The sequence below is a fragment of the Geobacillus sp. G4 genome, assembly GCF_040327975.1.
Lineage (GTDB): Bacteria > Bacillota > Bacilli > Bacillales > Anoxybacillaceae > Geobacillus > Geobacillus thermoleovorans.
Genome location: NZ_JBEPJY010000012.1, coordinates 16,085 through 40,043 on the forward strand (window position 1 = coordinate 16,085; position 23,959 = coordinate 40,043).

Here is a 23,959-nt window from a genome sequence, read left to right on the forward strand (position 1 = left end):
CTAGAAAAAGGGAGAGGGCATCAATGACAAAAAGCCGCTGATCAGCGGCTTTTTGAAACATAGCGCAATCGATTCTATTGTCTACCGGGTTTGTTGATCTACACTGCTGATTGGCTCACCCCTTCACCGAACCAGCCAACAACCCACGGACAAAATATTTGCCAAGGAAGATGTACACAAGCAAGGTCGGCAGCGCCGCCAACAGGGCTCCCGCCATTTGCACGTTCCATTGCACGATTTGGCTGCCGGATAAGTTTTGCAGTGCGACCATGATCGGCTGTTTGTCCGAGGTCGTAATCGTCACGGCAAACAAAAACTCGTTCCAAATGTTCGTAAACTGCCAGATTGCCACAACGACAAATCCGGTGATGGACAAGGGAAGCATAATATCACGAAAAATGCGGACAAACCCAGCGCCGTCGATTTTCGCCGACTCAATCATTTCATCGGGGATCGCCGCGTAGAAATTCCGAAACATCAGTGTGGTGATCGGAATGCCGTAGACGACATGGACGAACACAAGCCCCGGAATCGTGTTGTACAGCCCGATTTCGCGCAAAAATTGGATGAGCGGAATGAGAATGCTTTGATACGGAATGAACATCCCGAACAAAATGAGCGTAAAGAGCGTATCCGCTCCTTTAAACTTCCATTTCGACAGTACATAGCCGTTGAGCGACCCCAGCAGCGCGGAGAGCAGCGTCGCCGGCACGACGAGCAAAATCGAATTCCAAAAGTTTGGGGCGAGCTTGTCAAATGCCGTCGCGTAGCTGCTCCAATCGATCGTTGACGGCAGCTTCCACATATCGGCCAATGTCACTTCATCGAGCGGCTTCAAGCTCGTTGTGACCATGACATACACCGGCAACAGGAAAAACACGCTCATGACGAGGGCCAACAAATACAAAAACGGCCGCGCCCACATGGATCTCGCCATCACGATCCCCCCTTGCGGCTTGAGATGAGATATGGAACGATAAAGATGGCGACCGACAGTAGCATCACGATCGCAATCGCCGCGCCGTTGGCGTAATAGTTGCCGCGGAACGTCGTTTCAAACATGTACACGCCCGGCACATCGGTGACAAAGTTCGCCCCCGGCCCGGTCATGGCGTAAATCAAATCGAAAATTTTGAGCGAAATATGAGCCATGATGATGATGACGCTGACAGTGATCGGCCGCAGCAGCGGCAAAATGATTTTCCAATACAATTGAAACTCGGTCGCTCCGTCCATCCGCGCCGCTTCCCGCACTTCATCTGGAATGGCGCGCAGGCCGGCGAGATACATCGCGACGGCAAAGCCAGTCATTTGCCAAACAGCCGCCACGACCACCGCAATGATGGCGACCGGGATGCCAAACTCAATCTTGCCCCAATGAAATCCGAACAGAATGTTCGTATCCGTATACCATTTTCCATCCAAGCCAAGCGGTTTTAAAAACAAGTTGACGCCCGTTGACGGGTTGAACAGCCATTGCCACACGACTCCGGTGACGACAAATGACAAGGCCATCGGGAAGAAGAAAATGTTGCGGAACAGCGACTCGCCGCGCAGTTTTTGGTCAAGCAAAATGGCAAGCAGTTGGCCGAGCACAATGACGGCGGCGATAAACAACACCGTAAACACAAGTGTATTGCGCAAGTCGGCCTGGAAGCGGAAATCATGAAACAAATACAGATAGTTTTTCAACCCGGCAAACGACCAATCCGGCACGAGCGAATTCCAGTTGCTCAAGGACACATACCCCGTCCAGCCGATAAACCCGTACACAAATAAGAAAATCAGTACGACCGACGGTGCCAAAAACGCCGCTGCCAGCCAATGATCGGCCGTCCATTTCCGCTTTTTCCGCACCGCGGGGACAGCCGCTGTCTTCTCGGCTGGCGTGATGTTGACCGTTTCCACTAAGATCCCTCCTCATGATGACGAAAAGGGGAAGAGAATGGCTCCCGTCCCCTTTTCCCGATTACTTCTTCAGTTCTGCGGCGGCCGATGCCAACGTGTCGATGAACGTCTTCACATCTTTTTGCGTCACGAAAATGTTGACGGCCTGATTGACCTTCGTGACAAACCCTTCCGGCGCTGCTGAACCGTGCGCTAAGCTCGGCGCCAGCTCCGCCGTCTTGAAGTCTTGCATCGTTTGTTTGCCGTATTCATCGTACTTGGACGGATCCGCGTCGATGCGGGCCGGGATGGAGCCTTTCAGCGGGTTAAACGCATCTTGCCCTTCCACCGAACCAAGCACCGATAAGAACTTCTTCACATCGTCCGGGTTTTTCACGCCTTTCGGCAGGCCGAACGTATCGGTAATGACCATAAACTTGCCTTCCGTATTCGGCACCGGCACATAGCCGAAGTCTTGGTTCACCTTCAATTTCAAATCGTTGACAAAATAGCCCTTCACCCAGTCGCCCATCACGTACATGGCCGCCTTTCCTTCGGCGACGAGCTGGGCGGCGTCTTGCCAGTTGCGCGAGCTATGGTCTTCGTTAATATAGCCAAGCATTTTCTTAAACGTCTCAACGGCTTGTTTCACTTGTGGGTCGTTAAACGATAATTCTCCCGTCCAAAGTTTCTTGTAGTTTTCCGTTCCGAGCGTGCCAAGCAGCACGTTTTCAAACAGGTGCGTCGCTGCCCACGGCTCTTTGTCGCCTAAGGCGAGCGGCGTAATGCCCTTTGCTTTCAGCTTGTCGGCCACTTGGAAAAACTCGTCGAATGTTTTCGGCGGCTGAAGCCCGTTGTCGGCAAATACTTTTTTGTTGTACCAAAGCACGTTGCCGCGGTGAATGTTGACAGGCACGGAGTAAATGTTGCCGTCTTTGCTCACCATGTCAATCAACGCTTTCGGGAATTTGTCCATCCAGCCTTCTTTTTCATATAAATCGTTGAGCGGCTCCATTTTGCCGGCGGCCACCCAGCCTTCATTCAGCTCCGCTCCGCCGTGTACTTGGAACGTCGATGGCGGATCGTTTCCTTGCATGCGGCTCGCCAACACCGCCTTGGCGTTCGTTCCCGCCCCGCCGGCCACCGCCGCGTTTTCGACTTCAATATCCGGATATTTTTCTTGGAACAGTTTGATGAGCGCTTTTAAGCCGTCTTCCTCACCGGCTCCGGTCCACCAGCTGAAAATCTCGAGCTTCTCTCCCGCTTTTTGGCTGCCTTGTTTGGCGTCATCGGACGAAGAAGAGTTCGAGCTGCTGCAGCCCGACAGTGCCATACCGACGCCAAGCGCCAACGCCAGCCATGCGGATGCTTTCTTTCTCATGTTCCTCCCCCTTTTCCGTTTGTTTTTGAAACCCCTTTCAATGTTGAGTGTACCATGGGCCGCTTATCAATCGGCGGCTTGATTTCTTCACTTTTTTGCGTTTTTCTTCACTTTTTTGTTTTCCTTTCTCCTGTTGGGCAAACGGAAGGCTCGCTGGTACAGCTAACGGCCGGTTCGCTTCCATGGCGCGAAAAAAGCCCGTCTCCCCATCAGGGGGGCGGGCTTCGCTTCGGACGCCGGAAGAAGGGCGGAGCCTGCTTTGTCCGCGGGACTTACCTTTTGACTTGCCATGCACCTTCCTTGTTGGAGACAGCACTCCCCTTGTCAGCGCGCCTGTACTTTTTTCCGGTATTCGCTCGGCGACAGGCCGGTTTGCTTTTTAAAGACGCGGCTGAAATAGTTTGGGTCGTTGTAGCCGACGGAAAAACAAATTTCTTTTAAACTGAGATCGGTGCGGGCGAGCGCCTCCTTCGCCCGTTCGATGCGCACGTTCGTCACGTAGTCGATAAAGGTGATGCCAAACTGCTCTTTGAACAGTTTGCTGAAGTAGTACGGACTGATGCCCGCTTGTTCCGCCACCTCCTCAAGCGTCAGCGGCTCGGCGTAGTGACGGTCAATGTAGTCTTTCGCCTTGCCGAGTTTGCCGTGAGCTTGCTGCTGGCGCCAAACCTCGAGATCAGCGGCGATGCGGTCCAGTTCATCAAGCGCCGCTCGCTTCAATTCTGCCGCCGACCGGCAGGAAGCAAAGGAAGCGAGCCGCTCATAACGAATGCCCAGCTCCGATAGAAGACGCCCGAGCCACACAAAGGTCTCTTCCGCTTTGCGGCCGGCGGCCGGCAGTGAATGAGAAGAGGCCAGTTCCTCTATATACGTCAGACAAATCATCCGGGCTTGCTCGATGTCGCCAAGGCGCAGCGCTTCAAACAGCTGCTTATCCCGTTCCGCTTCCCCGCCGGCGCGCGTCGCTTCCGCCGGCAGAAACCCCACTTGTGCTTTTTGCCGGTCGGCGTAATAATGAGCGGCCGACAGCGCCTCATAGTACGAGGAACGAAGTTGGTCAAGGCGGGAAAACGGGGAGCCGAGCCCGATATACAGCGCGGCGCCGTACCGGGCCGAAAACTGCCGCGCCAAATCGAGCGCCAATGCCTGGATGACGGGCTTCCAGGCTGGCTCGCCATCGTTTGGGCTGCGGAAAAACAAGACCGGCAGGCGCCGGTTCGCCATCCGCCCGATCCAATAGCGCGTTGGCTCCTTCCCGCTAAGCTGCTTGTCCAGCCATGATTTCCATTCGTCAGCCACCCCTGCATCCGGGAACTGAATGACGAGGAACATCCCCGACGCAATCGAAAACGGCAGCAGTTCCTTCCATCGCTCCCACTCATCAGCCGATACGTCTTCTGTCATGAGGACGGACAGCCATTCGCTTTCCACAAGCGTCTGCAACCGGCGAATCTGCTCCTCGAGCTGGCGGCTGCTCTCCTCGTGTCGCCGCTTGGCCGCCACTTCTTGGCTGACCCGTTCCAAAGCCGAAATGACCTCCTCCTTCCGGCTCGGTTTCAATAAATATTCCTTGACGCCAAACCGCATCGCTTGTTTCGCATAGTCGAACAAATCAAACGCCGACACAATAATGAACTCCAGATCGAGGCCGTCTTGGCGAATCGCTTCGATCGCTTGCAGCCCGTCAAGGCCGGGCATTTTGATGTCAATCAGCATGATATCCGGACGATAACGCTTGGCGATCTCGACCGCCTCGCGCCCGTTGGCGCCCTCGGCGACCACCTCGATATCCGGAAGGTGGTCGCTAATCATTTTGCAAAGCGCTCTTCGCTCCAACGCCTCATCATCGACGATCGCCACTTTCACCGTTCATCCCCCCTTGCCATCTTGGCAGCCATAACCGCACCGTCGTTCCTTTTCCTGGTGCAGACTCGATTTCGGCCACATCCATCACTCCGTAAAACAGCTGCAGTCGGCGAATGACATTGTGCAAGCCGATGCCGGTTGAATGGCCGCGCCCTTGCTCACGGCGCGTCCGCGGTTCTTCGCCGCGGATCAACGCTTCAAGCTCCGCTTTCACCTGCTCATCCATGCCAACGCCATTGTCGCGCACTTCCACAACGACCCGCCCGTTTTCGGCGAAAACGGACACGGACAGCTCGGCTCCCTGCTCGTACGTCTCAATGCCATGGATGAACGCATTTTCAATCAGCGGCTGCAACGTGAGCGGCGGAATCGGTTGATCGAGGCAAGATGGTTCCGCCTCTAACGAAAACTTGATCCGATCAAAAAACCGCGTCTGCTGGATGAAGAAATATTCACGGGCGATGCGCACCTCATCGGCAAGCGTCACCGTCCGCTGCAAATCACCCAAGTTGTAGCGCAAAATGGCCGCCACCGCTTCAATCAGCCGCGACGTTTGCTGGGCGTCCTCCAAGTACGCCATCTTCGCAACCGTGTTCAGCGTATTGAATAAAAAATGCGGATTGATTTGGCTTTGCAAGCTTTTGAGTTCCAGCTCCTTCACCAGCCGGTCGAGCTCAGCCTTTTGTTTCATCTCCGCAATCAGCTGCTTTAAATTGCGGCGCATGTCATTAAACGTGATCGTCAACAGCCGCAGCTCATCGTTGGTCATCGGCTCAATATCCGGCCCGTCCAGCCGCCCGTCAGCGATGGATCGGGCAGCGCGCGAGAGAAGAATGATCGGCTTCGTTAAGTGGCCGGAAAAGAACACCGCCAGCAAGGCGCCAAGCAACAACGTCGTGACAAACAATCCCATTCCCATATAGCGGAAATAGCGGTTGCGCCGCTCCACTTCATCGTACCGCCGTTGGTAGGCCGTCAGCTCATCGTCAATCAAGTTTAACGTTTCCTCTTGCAAAAAGGACGCAATGTTCATCGTTTCATGCAAGTGGGATGAGTACAAGCCAATATTTCCAGCTTGAAAATGATAGACCGTCAGCGCCGCCTCCTCCAGCAAACTTTCAATCATATGTTCATAGTTTTCCGCCGCCAGCCGGTCGGACAGCACTGGCAAGATGGCGCCGAGCTGCCGGCGGCGTTGCTGCAGCCAGCGGAACTCCCGCTCATAAGCGCGTGCATACCGTCCTTCTTTTTCCGAGACGTACGCATTGAGCTGTTCCATCATTCGGTTTGCCCGCTGCGACACCTCATTGAGCAACAACAATCGGCGCATCCGTTGATCATAATCGCTCATCATCTCTTCGCTCGTCTGATACAAAAGAAACACCGCTCCGTTCAGCAAAAGCAAAAAAACGGTAAAGCAAAGCAGCATCTTCGTCCGAATGTTCATCTGAATTCCACCCCGCTGTCACCGGCGCTTTGTTGCCTGCATCGTCCTGCCGCTTCAAGTCGAACGTGTTCGAACGTCAAGGACGGCCATCTCTCATGCTTTAGCGCTCGCCAACCCTTCTCCGCTTTCAGCCCCCTCCCTACGGAGGCCTGGCAGGCCCCTTCATGGCGTGTTGACCTCATAATTGCGCGCCGGGCGCAGCGGCAAGTCTTTTTTCCGAATGACTTTCGTCTCCGTATTCGTCACCACCGGCACGTCTCTCCCGGCGACGATCTCGGCCATCATTTTGACAGCCTTGTATCCCATTTCATACGGCTCCTGCACCACCGTCGCCGCAATCGTTCCTTTTTGCAAATAGCGGATCGTCTCCGGCAGCGTGTCAAAGCCAATAATATACGTCTTTTGCTCCCGATGAAACTGCTCGACCACCTTGGCAACGCCAATCGCATCAAGCGCGCTCGTGCCGTAAAACGCATTCACATCCGGGTGCTTTTTCAAAATCGTATACGCCTTTTCCGCGGCTTGCACACGCGTAATGTGCGACTCTTCGATGGCAACGATGCGGATTCCTTTTTCCTGTCTCACTGCATCCTCAAATCCGCGCACTCGCAGCTGTTGGTGCGCCGCCGTCAAACTGCCGGTAATAATCGCGACCGTCGCCTTGCCCTTTGTATCCTCAGCCAACGCCCGTCCCGCGAGAAAACCGGCATAATAATTATCCGTTCCCACATAGGCGACGCGTCGGCTCGTTGGAGCATCCGTATCGATCGTCACCACAGGAATATTCTTGTCCGTGATTTCGTTAATCACTGGGACAAATTCCGCTTCCGTCAACCCTTGGGTGATGATCCCATCGACTTTCGCTGCCGCGGCTTTTTTCAAAATGCGCAAATGCTCATCAATATTCGCCTGCCGCGGGCCGATATACTCGAGGTCAACCCCCAGTTCTTTCGCCGCCGCTTTCGCTCCTTTTTCCACGAGCCGCCAGTAATCATTATCGAGTTCCTCCGGCACAAGCACGAAATGATAGGCCTCTTTTGTTGTTTCCGGAACCCGTTCCTTTTCTGATTTCGGATACGCATACACGTTCCAAGCGCAATAGGCGGTGAAGGAAGCGCTTCCAATCAGCGCGGCGATGCCGCCCCCGTAAAACAGCCGTTTCCACCAATCGCGCATCTTGATCCCTCCTACCGCCATTGTACACGAACGTCGGGGCGCTAGCCTAGACAAAAGAAAATGGATGAATTGCATCTATATGAAATCCAAATAGGGGTCAGTCCGGCCGGCATCATTCGCCATACGGCGATGGCCATGCCCATCATCAAGTGCAGAGCGAGCAAAAAAACCCCGTTCCGAAACAAGCTCGCTGCATCGGAACGGGGTCTCTCCACTCGTTTATCCTTTCAACTTTTCCACTGCCTCAACCGACAGTCCAGTCAATTCACAAATCGTTGGCACATCATATCCTTTCCCTAGCATCCGTTTCGCGATGTCCATCTTGCCTTTTTCGATTCCTTTTTCGATTCCTTTTTCGATTCCCTTTTCCATCCCCCGTTGCTCATACGACACGATGAGATCCGTCACTTTTTTCGCTTCCTTCGTTCCCATTTGGTTCACCTCGTTTCGCAATTGGATTTCCTCTTGTTCGGACAGCGTCAAATACGTCTCGAAAAATCCAAACAACAGCCGCTGTTTCGCTTCGTCAAGCTCCAAGCGGACGAGCATGCGCAAAAATTCTCTTTTCACTGCCACTCTCTCACTTTCATTATACCCCATTTTGCTTAACAAGGCGGCCGCGACCGGGTTGTCGCGGCGAATGTACTCACGCCATGGCTGTTTGCGCAGTTCAACAGTAAGAAAGCGGAAATCGACAACGGTTAGGAACGGAAACTTGATGGTGAACGAGGACGGTTCATCGCGGTGTTCGTCATAGCTGAAGATGGCAATGGGAAGAATGCGACGGCGGTATTTTTGAAACAAACGGCTGACATAAATGAACATGCGCTCGGGAAACGTCGGCTGCGTGTAACTTTGGTGTTCGATATGGACGATGATCAGCCCATCTTCCCCTTTCAATTTTGTTTCCACCAATAGATCCACACGGTGCTTTTCGCCGGCCGCCACATCCGTAAACACCTCTTCGGACAAAAAGGAGACGTGGCGGAAGTCGACTTGTTCATACACGTGCGGAAAAAACAGAAGCAAAAACTCTTCAAAAAACGTCGACAGCAACTCCTTAAACAACCGGTCGTGATCGATTCGCGTTTCGGACACGGTCTCCCTCCTTGTGATATTTGAACTTTCTTTATTTTCTTCGCCGCGCCTTGGGCAAAATCCTGCCGAAAAGGCTGGTGAAAAGCATTGATTTTGTCTAAAATAAGGGGAATGTGAATGGGAAGAAAGCTCTTGTGTTGTGCGGCTTTTCACGATGAAATGACAAAGCCGCCCCGGCGACAGGCGGCTTTGTCAATCGCTTTTCCAAACGATTTAGTTTCCAGCTACTGTTTTGGCCTGTTTAAAAAACTGCGGCAAATGTTCTTTATGCGCTTCAAGCATTTCGTCCAACATTTGTTTGGCGATGGTGTCAGACGGGACAAGCGGGTTGATCGTCATGGCGACGAGCGCGGTTTGGTAGTCGCCGGTGACCGCGGCCTCGGCAGCGACGCGCTCGAACGACTTGATTTGCTGGACGAGCCCACGCACCGCGACCGGCAAATCGCCGACGGCGATCGGTTTCGGTCCATCTTTCGTGATGACGCAGTTTACCTCCACCGCCGATTCCGGAGGGATGCTCGCAATGGCGCCGTTGTTTCTCGTGTTGACCGGCTGAATGTCGCGCTTGTCGTTGTAAATGGAGCTGATCAAGCTGCACGCGGCGTCGCTGTAGTACGCCCCACCACGCTGTTCGAGCTGCGGCGGCTTGATGGCCAAGTTCGGGTCTTTGTACAGCTCGAACAGCTCTTTTTCGAGCTGCTGCACAACCTCGGCGCGCGTCCCTTTCGTTTTCGCCGCCTCCAGCTCCTCGGCGAGCATTTTGTCTGTTTGGTAGTAATACCGGTGGTACGGGCAAGGCAGCACCTTCAACCCTTTTAAGAAATCCGGCTCCCAGCCAAGGTCAACGATGTTTTTCATCGTCACACCGGAGCGGTCTGGATGGGCGACGAGATCAATCACCTTTTCGGTCACCTCGACGCCGTCCAGATAGACGTGCAAGCCAAACACCATATGGTTCAAGCCGGCAAAATCAATGTGCACGCGGTCGGCATCAACGCCAAGCAGCTTGGCGACGCCCATGCGCATGCCGATCGGCACGTTGCACAACCCGACGACTTTCTCCTGCTTCGTATAGCGCAAGACGGCTTCTGTCACCATCCCAGCCGGGTTCGTGAAGTTGATCAGCCATGCATCAGGGCAAAGCTCTTCCATATCGCGAATGATGTCCAAAATGACCGGAATCGTCCGCAATCCCTTAAACAATCCGCCCGGGCCGTTTGTCTCCTGGCCGATCACCCCGTATTTGAGCGGGATGCGCTCGTCTTTCGCCCGTGCCTCTAGGCCGCCGACACGAAATTGCGTCGTAACAAAGTCTGCTCCTTCCAAGGCCCGGCGGCGGTCTAGTGTCAAATGAATCTCAATGGGCACACCGGCTTTTTCGACCATCCGTTTGGCCAGTGCGCCAACGATTTCGAGTTTTTCTTTGCCTTCCGGAATATCGACAAGCCACAATTCCCCGACCGGCAATTCATGATAACGCTTGATCAACCCTTCGACCAATTCCGGCGTGTAGCTCGACCCGCCGCCGATCGTCGCCATTTTCAATCGTTTATCCATACTCCTCTTCCCCTTTCGCCCTGTTGGGCATGGTATAATCAATGTAGGAATCAACCAGTGGGCTTGGAAGCGCCATCCTTTCCCAGCTATCGCACGTTCCGTCCCATGAAAGCGAGGTGTCCCGATGTTCACTCCTGAACAAATCGCCCAGTTCTCCGAGCTCGACTACGCCATTTACGACTATGTGATGAAACATCCTCATGAAGTCGCGTACATGCGCATTCGCGAGCTCGCCGAGGCCGTCCATGTCTCGCCGCCGACCGTGCTCCGCTTTTGCAAAAAGGTCGGATGCGAAGGGTTCAGTGAATTTAAAACGAAATGGAAGCTGTATTTGCGCGAGACAAAGCGAACCGCGATCATCAGCAGTCAAGAGGCGCTTAAGGAATTTTTCGAACGGACGCTGACCGCCGATTACGAGCGGACCATTCTGGATGCGGCAGCCGCGATCGCCCGGGCGGATCACGTGATTTTTGTCGGCTCCGGCAGCTCCGGCATTTTGGCTGAATACGGATCGCGCTATTTTTCTGCCTTTCAAAAGTTTTCCGTCTACATCAAGGACCCGTTTTTTCCGATTTACGGCCATTATTTCCACAACTGCGCCGTGATCGCCTTGTCGGTGTCTGGAGAGACGTCATATACGCTCGCCCAAGTGCACCGGTTCAAGGAAAACGGCAGCACGATCATCAGCATCACCAACCGGAAACATTGCACACTCGCGAACATCTCGGACTACAACTTGACGTATTATGCCACCGCCGAGCGGATGGGACAGACGGATGTGACAACACAACTGCCGGTCGTTTATTTGCTTGAGCGGCTCGCGAAGGAAATGTACCGGTTGCTGCCGACGCAGACTGACCGCGGGCCGAGCGGGCGGTGACAAAGCTACAGCTCGGCACCGTTCGTCGCAATCACACGCTGATACCAATAAAAGCTTTTCTTTTTGATGCGGCGCAAATCTTTTTCCGATTCATCGTCACGGTTGACGTACACAAATCCGTACCGCTTTTGGTAGCCGTTCAGCCAGCTGAGCAAATCGGTGAACGACCAAACACAGTAACCGAGCACATCAACCCCATCCGTGATGGCGCGTTGAATTTCTTGAATATGGCGGCGCAAGTAGTCAATTCGATAATCATCATTCACGATATCGTCTGGTTCCAGCGTATCGAACTCACCTAAGCCGTTTTCTGTAATCAAAATCGGCAGCCGGTAACGATTGGCAATGCGGCGGAGGCCAATCCGCAAGCCAACCGGGTCAATCGCCCAATCCCAGTTCGTCGTATCGACATACGGATTGCGCACGGTTTTAAACAGTCCTGGAATGCCGCTCGAAGTGGATGTTCCTTTTTTTCCCGTCGTATTCATCACGCCTTCGCCGACGCCATCTGGCGGATTATGCTCAACGGTCGTCGTTTGGTAATAGTTGACTCCCATAAAGTCCGGCTTCGCCTCTTGGAGCAGCTCCCAATCGCCCGGCGCCACCGTCGGCTCGAGCCCTTGCGATTCAAGATAGTTCCAAGCCGCCTGTGGGTACATTCCCCACGCATACACATCCATCCACCAATGGTTTTGGAATTCTTCCGCGTTTTCAAAAGCGAGCACATTTTCCGGACGGCTGTCGTACGGATACATTGGCGAGTAGGCAAAGCTCGGCCCGATTTTTCCGTCAGGCACGTAATGACGGAACGATTGAATCACCTTCGCATTCGCCAAATTGGCGATATGGTTTGCCTCATACATACGTTTCATGTCTTTTACGCCCGGCGGATGCAAGCCAAGCCGGTAGCCCAAAGAAATGAAAATGTTTTGTTCATTGAGTGTCACCCAATATTTGACCCGGTCGCCAAACCGTTGAAACAATGTCACAGCATACCGGTCAAAATCATCGATGATGCGCCGCGATTCCCATGCCCCATAGGCATCCATCAAGGCTTGCGGCACGTCCCAATGGTATAACGTCACAATCGGCTCGATCCCATGGGTTCGCAGCTCCTCAATCAAGCGGTCGTAAAAATCGAGCCCTTTTTCATTGACGGCCCCGTTTCCATCCGGAAACACGCGGCTCCATGACACCGAAAACCGATACGCTTTCAACCCCATTTCCGCCATCAATGCTACATCTTCTTTATAGCGATGATAATGATCGACAGCGACGTCGCCGTTGGTCCCCTTAAACGTTCGGCCCGGCTGTTTGGCAAACACATCCCATACCGATAATCCTTTTCCATCTTCGTTCCACGCCCCTTCGACTTGATACGCAGCTGATGCCGCACCCCATAAAAACCCGGGCGGAAACGGTTTCAGATGGCGATGCTCCATTCAGATCGTCTCCTTTCTCGCAACAACGTCGATGAATCATTCTATCACCAATAAACCGTGTTTGGCGAAAAAAGTAAAGGGCGCGGCGGCTTTTTGTAACGAGACGAACGTGAAAAACAATTGTTTCTTCGGAGTAACAAACTGTTACAAAAAGGATAAGAAAAGCAAGCGCGCAGTATGCAAAAAGCAACCGTGAGGACGTTTCATGAAATGCGAGCAACGGCACTCTCCATCCTTGTAGAGAAACACAAGAAGAAAAAGGTGCTCCGTTCCATTGAGAGCACCCTTTTCCCCATAAAGGCCCGTCTTCAGCCCATTTATGTTTGGGAGAAATATTCAACCTAATCCATCGAGCCGCCATACAGATGAAGCGTTACGGCAAAAAGATTTTTCCCGGATTGAGAATGCCGTTCGGGTCAAACAGCTGTTTCAACCGTTTCATCCAAAGCACGGCGTCTCCTTTTTCTTCACGCAAAAACGCCCGTTTGCCAATGCCGATGCCGTGCTCTCCCGTGCACGTGCCGCCGCGCGATAAGGCATAGCGGACGATATGGGCGTGCACGCGTTCGATCCGCGCCATCTCATCCGCATCGTTCGGGTCAAAGGCAAGCACCGTATGGTAATTGCCGTCGCCGACATGGCCGAAAATCGCGGCGGTCATGTTCTGCTCGTTGACAAGCCGGCGCGTATCGGCGATCGCCCCCGGCAGCTCGGACAGCGGCACGCACACATCAGTTGAGAGCATCGCCTTGCCTGGATAGGCGGCTTGAATGGCGAACGCCGCATGGTGGCGCGCTTCCCAAAGCTTCGCGCGGGCGAGCGAGTCGGTCTCGACCACAAACGAAACGGCGCCCTCCCCTTCGCACAATTCGTTGACAAGCTTTGTTCCGTCCTCGACGCTTGACGGGCTGCCGCTCAGTTCAATAAACAGCGTCGGTTTCACTGGATAATCGGTTTTTTTGTACGCATTGACCGCCGCGATCGTCGCCTCGTCAACGAGCTCGATTTTCCCCGGACCGACGCCCGCTTTCAGCACGGCAAACGCCGCTTGCGCTGCCGCCTCAAGCGACGGAAAGCACACTTTGATGGCCGTTGTCGCCTCCGGAATGCCATGCAGGCGGACAATAAGACGGGTGAACACGCCAAGCGTCCCTTCCGATCCAACGAACAAGCCGGTCAAGTCATAGCCGGCCGACGATTTCACCGCCAAGCTGCCCGTTTGCATGACCGAACCGTCAGCGAGCACCACCTCTAATCCGAGCACTTGATCGCGCATGACGCCGTATTTCACGCAGTTCGTGCCGCTCGCGTTCGTCGCCGCCATGCCGCCGATCGTCGCGTCCGCACCCGGATCGACCGGGAAAAACAACCCATATCGCTTCAGCGCCTCATTCAGTTGCAACCGCGTCACTCCCGGCTCGACGATGGCGAGAAAATCGTCCGGGCGAATGTCGATGATGTTGTTCATCAACGTCAAATCCAAACTGATGCCGCCCGCAACTGGAATGACATGCCCTTCCAAGCTCGTGCCGGCGCCAAACGGCGTCACAGGGATGCGGTGCTCGTTGGCAAACGCCATCACCCGGCTCACTTCCTCCGCCGTTTTCGGAAACACGACGACATCTGGCGCATGCGGCGCATGGTAGGCGATGCCTTTGCTGTGGTGTTCGAGCACCGTTTCATTGATGCTCACCCGCTCGCGGTCGCCGATCAATTCCAGCAGTGATTCGTATACGTTCATCGTTCTCCTCCTCACCCGATCGGATCAAGCGGTGCCATCCATCGATGCGCCACCTTTTCTCTTGACGCACTCTGATGGTGGATCGATCGACCCGGATGGCATGGTTCGTTTAGTATCGCAGCAGCGTTTCGATCCCTTCCACGATGCGTTCGGCGTTCGGCAGCCAATCATCCTCGACCGACGGCACCGGGTACGGCGTGTCGTAGCCGGCGATGCGCACGATGGGGGCCGAGAGGGCGAATAGCGCCCGCTCGCTGATCAAGGCCGCCACTTCCGCGCCAAACCCGCCTGTTTTCACCGCTTCATGGACGATCATCACCCGCCCCGTTTTTTCGACCGAGGCGAGGATGGCATCGATATCGAGCGGCTGAAGGCAGCGCAGATCGATCACTTCCGCGTCAATCCCTTTCGTCCGCATCTCATCGGCCAGTTTGGCGACAAGCGGTACGGTCGGCCCCCACGTGAGGATCGTCACATCTTCTCCTTCTTTGACGACCCGCGCTTGGCCGAGCGGAATCGTGTACGGTTCTTCCGGCACCTCCATCCGAAACGCCCGGTACAGCTTCATCGGCTCCAAAAACAAAACCGGGTCTTCATCGCGAATGGCGGAAATCAATAGCCCTTTCGCATCGTAAGGATTGGACGGCATGACCACTTTTAAGCCTGGGGAATGGGCAAACAGCGCCTCGAGCGCATCCGAATGCAATTCGGGCGTCCGCACCCCGCCGCCGTACGGGCTGCGCACAACGATGGGGCACGAAAACCTCCCGGCGGAGCGGAAGCGGATGCGCGCCGCCTGGGCCGCCAGCTGGTCCATCGCCTGGTACACAAACCCGAGAAACTGAATTTCGGCAATCGGCCGCATGCCATTGATCGCCAAACCGATTGACGTGCCGATAATGCCCGATTCCGCAAGCGGCGTATCAAACACACGCCCCTCGCCAAATTGCTCAAGCAGCCCGTCCGTCGCCCGGAAAACGCCGCCGTTTTCGCCGACATCCTCGCCAAGCACGATGATGCGCGAATCGCGCTCCATCTCCTGGCGCATCGCTTCATTGATCGCTTCAATCATCGTCAGCTCGGCCATTTATCTCACCCCGCTCCGTTGTTTGCGCCGCATCACTTCTTCTTTTTGCTCGGCAAGCAATGTTGGCGCTTCGCTGTACACGTAATCGAATACATCGACAATCGAACCGGACTTGCTGGCGATGGCCGCCTCGTACGCCGCCGTCACTTCGTCATTCACTTGGGCGACAAGTGCTTCTTCTTGCGCTTCCGTCCATAATCCGCGCCGTTTAAGCAGCACGCGCAGACGGTAAAGCGGATCTTTCGTCCGCCATGCTTCCACCTCTTCCGGCCGGCGGTATTTCGTCGGGTCGTCCGCCGTCGTGTGCGGCCCAAGCCGATAGGTGAGCGCCTCGATCAACATAGGACCCTCGCCGCGGCGGGCGGCTTCGACCGCCTGTTTCATCGTTTCATAAACCGCCAGCACATCGTTGCCGTCAACGAGCACCCCTTTCATTCCGTAAGCGAGCGCTTTTTGCGCGATCGTCCGGCTTGCCGTCTGTTTCCGGTACGGGACGCTAATGGCGTACTGGTTGTTTTGGCAGAAAAAGATGACCGGCACGTTGTACACCGCGGCAAAATTCATCGCTTCATGAAAATCGCCCTCTGACGTCGCGCCATCGCCAAAATACGCAACCGATACTTGCGATTCGCCTTTCAATTTCGACGCCCACGCGCAGCCGACCGCATGCAACGTCTGCGCCGCGATAATGATTTGCGTTGGGAAAATGTTCAATCCTTCCGGCATCCGCTTTCCCGACAGGCGGCCCTGCACATAATGGAAAAACTGCTCAAGCGGCATGCCGTGCATCAAGCAGACCGCCACTTCGCGGTAGCTCGGGAAAATCCAGTCGTCTTTTCGAAGCGCAAGGGCGCTGCCGATTTGCGCCGCCTCTTGACCGCTAAACGGGGCATACGTCCCGATCCGCCCTTGCCGCTGCATGCGCAAAAGCCGCTCATCAATGACGCGCGCCCGCCGCATTTCCCGGTAGGCACGAAGCAGCCACTCATCGGAAAACGCCGCTAACTTCTCCTCATCGCCATTTCCGTTTTCATCGAGAATTCGCACGATCTCGACCGGCAATTTGTCCGGGTCAAACATGGGCTTCCCTCCTCATCATTTTTTCATCACGGCCCAGCTGCTTCTCTTTGGCGCTCGCTCTCTTCCAGCACGAAGACATGTCCTCCTAACCGAGCGCCGCCTACCGCACGTCCAAGAGCAACACTTCCGGATTTTCCAAATAGTGCGCCACCGTCCGCATAAACCGCCCGGCCGGCTCGCCGTCAATGACGCGGTGGTCAAAGGTGAGCGACATCCCCATCATATCGCGGATGACGATTTCATCGCCGACGACAACCGGGCGCCGTTTGATCGCATGAGCCCCGAAAATCGCCACTTCCGGATAGTTGATGATCGGCGTCGCAAACCAGCCCCCGCCCGCCCCGGTGCTCGTGATCGTAAACGTGCTTCCTTGCAGCTCCTCAAGGCGAAGCGCCTGGCGGTGCGCTTTTTCTGACAGTTTCGCGATTTCGATGGCGAGCTCGCGGATCGATTTTTGATCGGCGTCACGGATGACGGGGACGACGAGACCGGCTTTCGTCGCCGTCGCGATGCCGATGTGATAGCGCTTTTTCAGCACGATTTCATTCGTCTCTTCATCGAGCGAAGCGTTAAACATCGGATATTGCTTCAGCGCCCTTGTCACCGCTTTAATAATAAACGGCAAATACGTCAGTTTGATACGTTCTTCCGCCAATTGATTGGCAAGGTGCTTGCGGATTTCCACCAACTTCGTGACGTCCACCTCGTCCATGCCGGTCACATGCGGCGCCGTGTACATCGATTTCACCATTTTTTCGGCGATTTTTTTGCGCAAGCCTCGAAGCGGGATTCGCTCTTCTTCTTCAAACACCGCATCCAAACTCGCGATGGATGTCCATGAGGCTATACTCTCCTGCCGTCCTCCGGCCGCACTCGCGCTGCCGGTCGGCAGAACGCCGGCTTCGTTCGCTTCCCTTCTTGCCGCCTCCGCCACCGAAGCGGCCGCCTCGCGCTCCCTGACATACCGCTCCAAATCGGCGAGCGTCACCCGACCGCCTTCGCCCGTTCCTTCCACTTCATCGATCGGAACACCCATCTCCCGCGCCCGCTTGCGCACAGACGGCGCGGCAATCGCCCGTTTGCGCGCAGGACGAGGCGTTTCTCCATGCAGAACAGGCACGGGCTCCCGAACCGAATCTTCGATGGGCGCGGCTTCCCCCGCGACCGACGCCTCGGTTTCCACGACAATCAACGGCTCTCCAACCTTCACCGTCGCCCCTTCCGGTCCGGCAAGCGCCACGACTTTGCCAGCGACCGGCGTCGTCATTTCGACCATCGCCTTATCGGTTTGAATTTCGGCAATCGGCTGATCCGCCTTGACCACATCCCCTTCCCGGACGAGCCAGCGGATGATTTCGGCTTCATGCAGCCCTTCACCGATGTCGGGCAATTTAAATTCATAGATCATGTGATATCCCCTTCCCCTTGTTCTCATGTTGTGATTGGAAACAAAAACAATGGTGCAGCATCGATGGTGTGGCGATCATGAGGCAGTACAACGGTTAAGCGCTTACAAAAAACGTGGTGAACATTCGCTTTTTCTGCCAAAATATCAAATGAATATTTCAAATTTTCTAACCTACAAGATTTATGATAGTATATAGATTGTCAGGCTGTCAATATAAGGAGAGCGGACATTTTTCGCCTGCTTCGACAATCATCGACAGGCGTTTCCATTATCGCAAAATAATAACTGTCGGTTCGATTCGCCCCAAGCATCGAAAGCTGGTAAAAACGATGCAGGTTTCATCGGTGGGAGGCCACTTTTTAACGACATCCTAGAGGGCTGGTGAAAAACGACCGATTTCGCCGAACCCGTTGCTTTCGGCTGAAAGAGAAGCGTTGATTTTACAGGATTTCTCAATTTGAGAAGAGATTCCGTTTTCCGCGACTTTTCACTAAATCACCAGCCTTCTAGAAGGCCAATGAAAAATGGCTGTCACGCGCAAATCAGCGGCATTTTTTAAAAAAAGTTGGTTCTACAAGGTTTCTCTAATTGAAAAACGGATAAGTTCAACGGTATTTTGCAATACATCACCCGTCTTATATAGGAGGAGTCGACATGCGTCTTGCCACGATTCACCATATCGCCATTATTTGCTCGGACTATGAGCGGTCGAAACGATTTTACACTGAAATTCTCGGTTTTCGCCCCATCCGTGAGCAATACCGCGCCGAGCGCCGCTCGTACAAACTCGATTTAGAAGCGGACGGCGGCATTCAGATTGAGTTATTCTCCTTCGAACACCCGCCAAAGCGCCCAAGTTGCCCAGAAGCGTGCGGACTGCGCCATCTTGCTTTGGCGGTGGACAACCTCGATGAAGCCATTGCCTACTTGCGCCAACATGGCATCGATGCCGAACCCGTCCGCGTTGATGAAGCGACCGGAAAACGGTTCACCTTCTTCCATGATCCGGACGGGCTGCCGATCGAGCTGTATGAAAATCGAGCTGTATGAAAACTAGAGAGAAAAGCGCACTTGCTCAATGACGATGACAAAACGAAGCCCCTCCGTTAATTTATGGTACAATGAGGGTCGATACGATCAAGGAGGGAAACAATATGGTGCGATTCGCGACAATCGGCACAAACTGGATCACCGAAGCGTTTATTGGCGCCGCGCAGCTCGTCGATTCCATTGAACTCGCCGCCGTCTACTCGCGGACGGAGGAAACAGCGAAGCGTTTTGCCGAGAAAGTCGGAGCGCCGCGCACGTTCACTGATTTACACGAACTGGCGGGCAGCCCTGACATTGATGCGGTCTACATCGCGAGCCCGAACGCACTTCATGCCGAGCAGGCGATCTTGCTCATGAACCACGGCAAACACGTCTTATGCGAAAAACCGCTCGCCTCGAACGCCAAAGAAGTAAAGGCGATGATCGAAGCGGCCGAGCGAAACGGCGTCGTGTTGATGGAAGCGATGAAAGCGACACTGCTCCCCACATTCCGGTCCATCCGCGAGCACTTGCCGAAACTCGGCCGCATCCGCCGTTATGTGGCGAGCTACTGCCAATATTCATCGCGCTATGACGCCTATAAGCAAGGAACGGTGCTCAACGCCTTCAATCCGGCTTTTTCGAACGGAGCATTGATGGATATCGGCGTCTACTGCCTGTACCCGATGGTGGTGCTGTTTGGCAAGCCGAAGAGCCTCAAAGCACAAAGCCTCAAGCTTGAATCGGGGGTAGACGGCGAAGGAACAATCGTCTTCGACTACGGGGGGATGGATGGGATCGTCTTTTATTCGAAAATCGCCAATTCCTACTTGCCGGCGGAAATCCAAGGAGAAGAAGGAAGTATGATCATTGACGCCATCCATACGCCGACCAAAGCGGAAATCCGCTACCGCGACGGGCGCGTCGAGGACATCACCGTCCCGCAAGACAAACCGCCGATGTATTACGAGGCGGAAGAGTTTATCCGTCTCATCGAAAGCGGGGAACGGGAGTCGTCCATCAACTCACACCGCCATTCGCTTTGGACGATCGAAATCATGGACGAAGCGCGAAGACAAACCGGCATCCTCTTTCCCGCCGACGAGCGATAAACGAAACGTTCCAACCGAGTCTGTACGCGGACCGGTTGGAACTCTTTTTTCAGGCGTTTTTTCTGCCTCATCGGATTCCGTTGATAAGCAAAACCAGTAGCGTGTATTTGCACCCAACCAAGGAGCTGAGGACCGAGCTCCTGACTGGAAACCACGGTGTCACCTTTTGCTAAAATACGGGCCAAGCCATCCGCTTTCGTGCGTGATGACAAACGTCCAGTTGAACTCGCTGTCCACCACGTATAGATCGATCTTGGCGTTTTCCGCTGCCAGATCAGCGGCTTTCAAGACGGAAGCGTCCTCCACTTTGAACGCATCGTCACCATATTGAAAGAAAAGATAGCAGCACGTTTTCTCTTCTTGATCAAACGCCGTCTCCGCTTCTTCTTCCGTTAAACAGTCTCTCATTTTATAGCTGAACACATGCCATAAGTAGCCGTTGACTCCATTCCGATTATGAAGGTGGATGTGTTGTTTTTCTTCCGCAGTCAAATGGCCGGCAAACACCTTTTCCCACTGTTGTCGTAATTGCTCCCCGAAACCGGATTGTTTGCTGATTTTTATGTTTCGGCGAGCTAACTGATGAAATAACTCCATTCGGTTTCTCTCCCAGAAGGTTGGTGATTTAAGGGGAAATGCTGCTCTCCAACAGTGTTTCTCAAATTGAAAAACCTTGCAACACCATAACTTCCTTCCTTACGATTTCGCACAAACCGAGCGAATCCGTTGTTTTTCACCAGCCTTCCAGGGACCTGATGCGGCGCCGCCTTCATTGGTGTGCTCATTTCGTCTGTCAGAATGTGCGATGGATCGACAAGATGGCTTCTCACCATCTTTTTCGCGCCGAGCGGTTTTCGTCCGTTCAGCCACTTCCCTGTTTCCGTCCGCACTTCGATGAGCAACTGCCGCGCACCCTATGCGCGACCGTTTCTGCGCCTTGCCGCCCCGTTCCTATTCGCCCGTCTCAGCAAACCGGCGGAGGCGCGCGCCAATTTCATCGCGCACGCGGCGGAACACCGCGAGTTTCTCCTCTTCTGTCCCTTCCGCTTTCGCTGGATCGTCAAAGCCCCAATGGACGCGCTTCACGTGCGGCGGAGTGACCGGACAATGGTCGGCCGCATGGCCGCACAGCGTCACGACCAAATCAGCACGGTTCAGCAAGTCCGGGGCGATGACATCAGACGTTTGCTTCGAAATATCGATGCCGACTTCTTTCATCACCTTGACCGCATTCGGATTGAGCCCGTGCGCTTCAATCCCGGCGCTGTACACATCCCATTCATCGCCTAACAGTTGTTTGGCCCAGCCTTCCGCCATTTGGCTGCGGCATGAGTTGCCTGTGCATAAGAAATAAATGATTTTTTTCTTCATCGTTGATTCCCACCTTTATTTTGATTCTGGAGCAGCAGAGGAAAAATACTTTCGCTGAAACGCTAAAGCGACGTTGACAAGCGCGAGCATCACCGGCACTTCAATAAGCGGACCGATGACCGCCGCAAACGCCGCGCCCGAATGAATGCCAAACACCCCAATGGCGACGGCAATGGCCAGCTCAAAGTTGTTGCTTCCCGCCGTAAACGCGAGCGTCGTCGACACCGGATAACCAGCCCCCCATTTTCTCGCCAAAAAGAACGACACAAAAAACATGATAACAAAATAAAGAAGCAACGGAATGGCAATCCGGACGACATCAAACGGCAAGTTGACGATCATATCGCCTTTGAGCGAAAACATTACGATGATCGTGAACAAAAGCGCAACGAGCGTCAGCGGGCTGATTTTCGGAACGAATACCGTGTCATACCATGACCGGCCTTTCACTTTCACAAGCGTAAACCTTGTCGCCATGCCGGCGAAAAACGGAATTCCCAAATAAATAAACACCGATTTCGCCACTTCCGCCATCGTGATCTCAACAATCGCCCCCTTAAGCCCGAGCCATTCCGGAATGACTGTCACAAACACGTACGCATATAGCGAGAAAAACAATACTTGAAACAGTGAATTGAAGGCGACAAGTCCCGCTGCGTACTCTGTGTCACCGCGCGCCAAGTCATTCCAGACGATGACCATGGCGATGCAACGGGCGAGCCCGATTAAAATCAAACCAATCATATACTCCGGCTTGTCAGGCAAAAAGACGACCGCCAACAAAAACATGAGAATGGGACCGATCACCCAGTTTTGCACGAGGGATAAGACGAGTACCTTCACATCTTTGAACACGCGCCCCATCTCTTCGTAGCGCACTTTCGCGAGCGGCGGATACATCATCAAAATCAAGCCGATCGCAATCGGAATCGACGTTGTCCCCACTTGCAGGCGGTTCAATCCATCCACCAACCCAGGAGCCCAAATTCCGACTGCGATCCCGACCGCCATCGCAAGAAAAATCCATACCGTCAAAAAGCGGTCTAAAAACGACAACCGCTTCGGTTCGCAACAATCCACCATCATTCACCTCGTCATTCAACATCAGCACCCGCAGCGGGCCGTCGGATTCGCTGTCTCGATTTTGCGAATGTTTTCGCCTTGGTCCGGAACGTACGACAACACCGCTTGCAACAATGAGTAGTATTCGCTTTGCGGCCGGAGCGAATAATACACCCATTGCCCCCTCCGCTCTTCTTTGATCAGCCCGGCATCTTTCAACTTGCGAAGATGCTGGCTGATCGCCGGCTGGCTTGCCGCAAACACTTCGAGCAGCTCGCACACACAGCACTCTCGCTTGTTTAAAATGGCCAAAATCGTCAGCCGCGTCGGATCGCCAAGCAGCTTCAACACCCGGGCGGCCGCTCCTATCTCCATTGCGAGTTGCGGCATATCACCCCTCCGTTCATCATCATATCATGATTTGCTTATATAAAAACGAACAACCATCATGAAACGGCCACGCCAACCAATGAAATGGTTTCCGCCAATCATTATATAATTAAGTACTTATATAAGTCAACCATGATGTATCGACAAAAGCAAGAAAAGCGGGCGTGCCGCATGTTTCCGCCGTACGCCCGCAAATGTTTCCCGCCCTCTGCCGCCGACACACCTTAGTCCATCCGCTTTTTCACCGCCGACAGAAGATCGATTGCCTTCGTCCCCACCCCGACGAATGTTTCCAAAATCGCTTGCGCCCCAGCGATCGAAAAAATAAAAATGAACGGCATGGCGATCTTCGGGATGAATAAATACCCAAGCGCGAGAAAAATCGCGCTCCACACCCCCGCGCACCAGTAACAGTTCAACAAATAGCCGAATTTCGATTTCGGCACTTTTTTGATTTCCGTATGGCCGTCCTCATGCCGGATTGTCTCTTTTTTCATAAACGGATTGCGAATGAATTCGGTGATCTTATCAAAGACGATCAAGTGGGTGAACCTATAGCTGGCCAAAATCATCATGATGTACGTCATCCAGTCGAGTTCGCGAAGCATGGCGAGTCCCTTTCTTTTTACATTTCGTCCCTTGTATTATGGACCAAAAGTCGTTTCATTATCACATGACCGCCACAATACCAGGAGGAACAAAGCCAGCTGTCCACCTTTTTGCGCAGCCACAAAACGTCCGCATGAAACCCTCCTCTTTGTTTTTCTTCTTGGGCACAATCATTTTCTGGTATAACTTATCTTCTTCACCCCAAGTTTGGCGTGACTCGGCAAACAGCATTTTGACCTTTTTCATGTGCCTGCAATGTCCTTTAACCTGTCGAACTTAAAATGTCACTTGACGATTCCAAACGTTGAAACAACCACAAAAAAACGAGATGTGCAA

23 protein-coding genes are annotated in these 23,959 nt (G+C 53.9%); 3 read left to right on the top strand and 20 right to left on the bottom strand.

The features are described 5' to 3' along the window. Positions 1–115: 115 nt before the first annotated feature. The 8 genes from ABS784_RS13315 to ABS784_RS13350 form a co-directional block, all read right to left on the bottom strand. Positions 116–937 (bottom strand): carbohydrate ABC transporter permease, encoded by an 822-nt coding sequence (locus ABS784_RS13315; protein ID WP_352512794.1) that lies wholly within the window; start codon positions 935–937, stop codon positions 116–118. Further along, positions 937–1,908 carry a carbohydrate ABC transporter permease gene (locus tag ABS784_RS13320; RefSeq protein WP_011232676.1) on the bottom strand — a complete coding sequence of 324 codons (972 nt, stop codon included), beginning with the start codon at positions 1,906–1,908 and terminating at the stop codon, positions 937–939. The genes ABS784_RS13315 and ABS784_RS13320 overlap by 1 nt, the downstream gene beginning before the upstream one ends. Positions 1,909–1,969: 61 nt before the next feature. Further along, positions 1,970–3,268 (bottom strand): ABC transporter substrate-binding protein, encoded by a 1,299-nt coding sequence (locus tag ABS784_RS13325; protein ID WP_014196864.1) that lies wholly within the window; start codon positions 3,266–3,268, stop codon positions 1,970–1,972. A 324-nt stretch (positions 3,269–3,592) separates the two neighbouring features. Then, a complete protein-coding gene (locus ABS784_RS13330; protein ID WP_352512797.1) occupies positions 3,593–5,134 on the bottom strand; it encodes an AraC family transcriptional regulator in 1,542 nt (513 codons plus the stop codon). Then, positions 5,112–6,581 carry a sensor histidine kinase gene (locus tag ABS784_RS13335; RefSeq protein ID WP_352512799.1) on the bottom strand — a complete coding sequence of 490 codons (1,470 nt, stop codon included), beginning with the start codon at positions 6,579–6,581 and terminating at the stop codon, positions 5,112–5,114. The genes ABS784_RS13330 and ABS784_RS13335 overlap by 23 nt, the downstream gene beginning before the upstream one ends. 162 nt (positions 6,582–6,743) lie before the next feature. After that, entirely contained in the window at positions 6,744–7,757 is a 1,014-nt protein-coding gene (locus ABS784_RS13340) for a sugar-binding protein (RefSeq protein WP_352512801.1), read from the bottom strand. A gap of 219 nt (positions 7,758–7,976) precedes the next feature. Then, positions 7,977–8,855 carry an Rpn family recombination-promoting nuclease/putative transposase gene (locus tag ABS784_RS13345; RefSeq protein WP_014196869.1) on the bottom strand — a complete coding sequence of 293 codons (879 nt, stop codon included), beginning with the start codon at positions 8,853–8,855 and terminating at the stop codon, positions 7,977–7,979. Between the two features lie 213 nt (positions 8,856–9,068). After that, on the bottom strand, positions 9,069–10,412 hold the full coding sequence (locus ABS784_RS13350) for a 6-phospho-beta-glucosidase (RefSeq protein ID WP_011232682.1): 1,344 nt from the start codon (positions 10,410–10,412) through the stop codon (positions 9,069–9,071). Positions 10,413–10,536: 124 nt separating this feature from the next. Between ABS784_RS13350 and ABS784_RS13355 the strand changes: the two genes are divergently transcribed. Further along, on the top strand, positions 10,537–11,292 hold the full coding sequence (locus tag ABS784_RS13355) for a MurR/RpiR family transcriptional regulator (protein WP_011232683.1): 756 nt from the start codon (positions 10,537–10,539) through the stop codon (positions 11,290–11,292). 5 nt (positions 11,293–11,297) lie between these two features. On the opposite strand, the gene ABS784_RS13360 is transcribed toward ABS784_RS13355, so the two are convergent. The 5 genes from ABS784_RS13360 to ABS784_RS13380 form a co-directional block, all read right to left on the bottom strand. Beyond that, positions 11,298–12,734, bottom strand: coding sequence for a glycoside hydrolase family 1 protein (locus ABS784_RS13360; protein ID WP_014196870.1), 1,437 nt, complete (start codon positions 12,732–12,734; stop codon positions 11,298–11,300). Positions 12,735–13,107: 373 nt separating this feature from the next. Beyond that, positions 13,108–14,475, bottom strand: coding sequence for an FAD-binding oxidoreductase (locus ABS784_RS13365; RefSeq protein WP_011232685.1), 1,368 nt, complete (start codon positions 14,473–14,475; stop codon positions 13,108–13,110). A 109-nt stretch (positions 14,476–14,584) separates the two neighbouring features. Further along, entirely contained in the window at positions 14,585–15,562 is a 978-nt protein-coding gene (locus ABS784_RS13370; RefSeq protein ID WP_044732739.1) for an alpha-ketoacid dehydrogenase subunit beta, read from the bottom strand. After that, positions 15,563–16,642 carry a pyruvate dehydrogenase (acetyl-transferring) E1 component subunit alpha gene (gene pdhA / locus ABS784_RS13375; protein ID WP_021322689.1) on the bottom strand — a complete coding sequence of 360 codons (1,080 nt, stop codon included), beginning with the start codon at positions 16,640–16,642 and terminating at the stop codon, positions 15,563–15,565. It lies immediately after the preceding gene. Positions 16,643–16,742: 100 nt separating this feature from the next. Further along, positions 16,743–18,050, bottom strand: coding sequence for a dihydrolipoamide acetyltransferase family protein (locus tag ABS784_RS13380; protein WP_110107493.1), 1,308 nt, complete (start codon positions 18,048–18,050; stop codon positions 16,743–16,745). Positions 18,051–18,704: 654 nt separating this feature from the next. On the opposite strand from ABS784_RS13380, the gene gloA2 reads away from it, so the two are divergent. Continuing rightward, positions 18,705–19,100, top strand: coding sequence for an SMU1112c/YaeR family gloxylase I-like metalloprotein (gene gloA2, locus ABS784_RS13385; RefSeq protein WP_014196877.1), 396 nt, complete (start codon positions 18,705–18,707; stop codon positions 19,098–19,100). A gap of 104 nt (positions 19,101–19,204) precedes the next feature. After that, on the top strand, positions 19,205–20,191 hold the full coding sequence (locus ABS784_RS13390) for a Gfo/Idh/MocA family protein (RefSeq protein ID WP_352512805.1): 987 nt from the start codon (positions 19,205–19,207) through the stop codon (positions 20,189–20,191). Between the two features lie 159 nt (positions 20,192–20,350). Here the strand turns inward: ABS784_RS13390 and ABS784_RS13395 are convergent, their stop codons facing one another. The 7 genes from ABS784_RS13395 to ABS784_RS13425 all read right to left on the bottom strand — a co-directional run bounded on the left by ABS784_RS13395 (position 20,351) and on the right by ABS784_RS13425 (position 23,869). Continuing rightward, positions 20,351–20,788 carry a DUF4275 family protein gene (locus ABS784_RS13395; RefSeq protein ID WP_025038923.1) on the bottom strand — a complete coding sequence of 146 codons (438 nt, stop codon included), beginning with the start codon at positions 20,786–20,788 and terminating at the stop codon, positions 20,351–20,353. Then, a complete protein-coding gene (locus ABS784_RS13400) occupies positions 20,767–21,093 on the bottom strand; it encodes a hypothetical protein (RefSeq protein WP_025038924.1) in 327 nt (108 codons plus the stop codon). The genes ABS784_RS13395 and ABS784_RS13400 overlap by 22 nt, the downstream gene beginning before the upstream one ends. 49 nt (positions 21,094–21,142) lie before the next feature. Then, positions 21,143–21,562 (bottom strand): arsenate reductase (thioredoxin), encoded by a 420-nt coding sequence (arsC, locus tag ABS784_RS13405; RefSeq protein ID WP_352512807.1) that lies wholly within the window; start codon positions 21,560–21,562, stop codon positions 21,143–21,145. 15 nt (positions 21,563–21,577) lie between these two features. Next, a complete protein-coding gene (gene arsB / locus ABS784_RS13410) occupies positions 21,578–22,645 on the bottom strand; it encodes an ACR3 family arsenite efflux transporter (protein ID WP_014196882.1) in 1,068 nt (355 codons plus the stop codon). A gap of 21 nt (positions 22,646–22,666) precedes the next feature. Beyond that, the gene (locus tag ABS784_RS13415; protein ID WP_352512810.1) at positions 22,667–23,014 is read right to left on the bottom strand and encodes an ArsR/SmtB family transcription factor; all 348 of its coding nucleotides are present in this window, start codon (positions 23,012–23,014) and stop codon (positions 22,667–22,669) included. A gap of 224 nt (positions 23,015–23,238) precedes the next feature. Continuing rightward, on the bottom strand, positions 23,239–23,622 hold the full coding sequence (locus ABS784_RS13420) for a DUF1360 domain-containing protein (protein ID WP_352512812.1): 384 nt from the start codon (positions 23,620–23,622) through the stop codon (positions 23,239–23,241). Between the two features lie 61 nt (positions 23,623–23,683). After that, the gene (locus ABS784_RS13425) at positions 23,684–23,869 is read right to left on the bottom strand and encodes a hypothetical protein (protein ID WP_014196885.1); all 186 of its coding nucleotides are present in this window, start codon (positions 23,867–23,869) and stop codon (positions 23,684–23,686) included. Positions 23,870–23,959 lie beyond the last annotated feature (90 nt).

Bases quoted from the DNA above. Each gene is read 5' to 3' on its own strand.
- ABS784_RS13315 (WP_352512794.1), bottom strand. From the start codon at position 937: ATGGCGAGATCCATGTGGGCGCGGCCGTTTTTGTATTTGTTGGCCCTC.
- ABS784_RS13325 (WP_014196864.1), bottom strand. From the start codon at position 3,268: ATGAGAAAGAAAGCATCCGCATGGCTGGCGTTGGCGCTTGGCGTCGGT.
- ABS784_RS13335 (WP_352512799.1), bottom strand. From the start codon at position 6,581: ATGAACATTCGGACGAAGATGCTGCTTTGCTTTACCGTTTTTTTGCTT.
- ABS784_RS13340 (WP_352512801.1), bottom strand. From the start codon at position 7,757: ATGCGCGATTGGTGGAAACGGCTGTTTTACGGGGGCGGCATCGCCGCG.
- ABS784_RS13350 (WP_011232682.1), bottom strand. From the start codon at position 10,412: ATGGATAAACGATTGAAAATGGCGACGATCGGCGGCGGGTCGAGCTAC.
- ABS784_RS13355 (WP_011232683.1), top strand. From the start codon at position 10,537: ATGTTCACTCCTGAACAAATCGCCCAGTTCTCCGAGCTCGACTACGCC.
- ABS784_RS13360 (WP_014196870.1), bottom strand. From the start codon at position 12,734: ATGGAGCATCGCCATCTGAAACCGTTTCCGCCCGGGTTTTTATGGGGT.
- ABS784_RS13365 (WP_011232685.1), bottom strand. From the start codon at position 14,475: ATGAACGTATACGAATCACTGCTGGAATTGATCGGCGACCGCGAGCGG.
- ABS784_RS13370 (WP_044732739.1), bottom strand. From the start codon at position 15,562: ATGGCCGAGCTGACGATGATTGAAGCGATCAATGAAGCGATGCGCCAG.
- pdhA (WP_021322689.1), bottom strand. From the start codon at position 16,642: ATGTTTGACCCGGACAAATTGCCGGTCGAGATCGTGCGAATTCTCGAT.
- ABS784_RS13380 (WP_110107493.1), bottom strand. From the start codon at position 18,050: ATGATCTATGAATTTAAATTGCCCGACATCGGTGAAGGGCTGCATGAA.
- gloA2 (WP_014196877.1), top strand. From the start codon at position 18,705: ATGCGTCTTGCCACGATTCACCATATCGCCATTATTTGCTCGGACTAT.
- ABS784_RS13390 (WP_352512805.1), top strand. From the start codon at position 19,205: ATGGTGCGATTCGCGACAATCGGCACAAACTGGATCACCGAAGCGTTT.
- ABS784_RS13395 (WP_025038923.1), bottom strand. From the start codon at position 20,788: ATGGAGTTATTTCATCAGTTAGCTCGCCGAAACATAAAAATCAGCAAA.
- arsC (WP_352512807.1), bottom strand. From the start codon at position 21,562: ATGAAGAAAAAAATCATTTATTTCTTATGCACAGGCAACTCATGCCGC.
- arsB (WP_014196882.1), bottom strand. From the start codon at position 22,645: ATGGTGGATTGTTGCGAACCGAAGCGGTTGTCGTTTTTAGACCGCTTT.
- ABS784_RS13415 (WP_352512810.1), bottom strand. From the start codon at position 23,014: ATGCCGCAACTCGCAATGGAGATAGGAGCGGCCGCCCGGGTGTTGAAG.
- ABS784_RS13420 (WP_352512812.1), bottom strand. From the start codon at position 23,622: ATGCTTCGCGAACTCGACTGGATGACGTACATCATGATGATTTTGGCC.
- ABS784_RS13425 (WP_014196885.1), bottom strand. From the start codon at position 23,869: ATGAAAAAGGTCAAAATGCTGTTTGCCGAGTCACGCCAAACTTGGGGT.